We start from the raw sequence: 813 nt of genomic DNA, 5'->3' as shown, positions 1-813 counted from the left end.
CTGGTCGTCCTGGAATCGACCACCTACCCCGGCACCACCGACGAAGTCCTGCGCCCCCTCCTGGAAGAAGGCTCCGGCCTCAAGGCCGGCACCGACTTCCACCTGGCCTTCTCACCCGAGCGCATCGACCCCGGCAACCCCGTCTACGGCGTCGCCAACACCCCCAAGATCGTCGGCGGCCTCACCGAAGCCTGCGCCACCGCCGCCGCCGCCCTCTACGGCAAATTCGTCGACCAGGTCGTCCAGGCCAAAGGCACCCGCGAGGCCGAGATGGCCAAACTCCTGGAGAACACCTACCGCCACGTCAACATCGCCCTGGTCAACGAGATGGCCGTCTTCTGCCACGAACTCGGCATCGACCTGTGGGACGCCATCGACTGCGCCGCCACCAAACCCTTCGGCTTCCAAGCCTTCCGCCCCGGACCCGGCGTCGGCGGCCACTGCATCCCCATCGACCCCAACTACCTCTCCTACAAGGTCCGCTCCCTGGGCTACCCCTTCCGCTTCGTCGAACTCGCCCAAGAGATCAACGACCGCATGCCCCGCTACATCGTGGAGCGCGCCCAGCAACTCCTCAACAACCAAGGCCGCGCCCTCAAAGACGCCAACGTCCTCCTCCTCGGCGTCACCTACAAAGCCGACATCGCCGACCAACGCGAATCCCCCGCCCGCCCCATCGCCCGCCGCCTCACCCGCCTGGGCGCCCACCTCACCTACCACGACCCCTACGTCACCACCTGGCACGTCGACGACACCCCCATCCCCACCGCAGGCACCGACCTGCCCGCCGCACTCGAAGCCGCCGACCTGGTC

1 protein-coding gene is annotated in these 813 nt (G+C 67.9%); it reads left to right on the top strand.

Features of this window, described 5'->3' with window-relative positions; translation table 11 throughout:
* On the top strand, window positions 1-813 hold an 813-nt coding region (locus ACFPZN_RS56235), incomplete at both ends, for a nucleotide sugar dehydrogenase (RefSeq protein WP_378293660.1).

Source organism: Actinomadura rugatobispora, assembly GCF_042656285.1.
In the GTDB taxonomy this organism is placed as follows: domain Bacteria; phylum Actinomycetota; class Actinomycetes; order Streptosporangiales; family Streptosporangiaceae; genus Spirillospora; species Spirillospora rugatobispora.
Note: the sequence above shows the minus strand (reverse complement) of the source record. Positions and strands in the feature narration are given on the sequence as shown.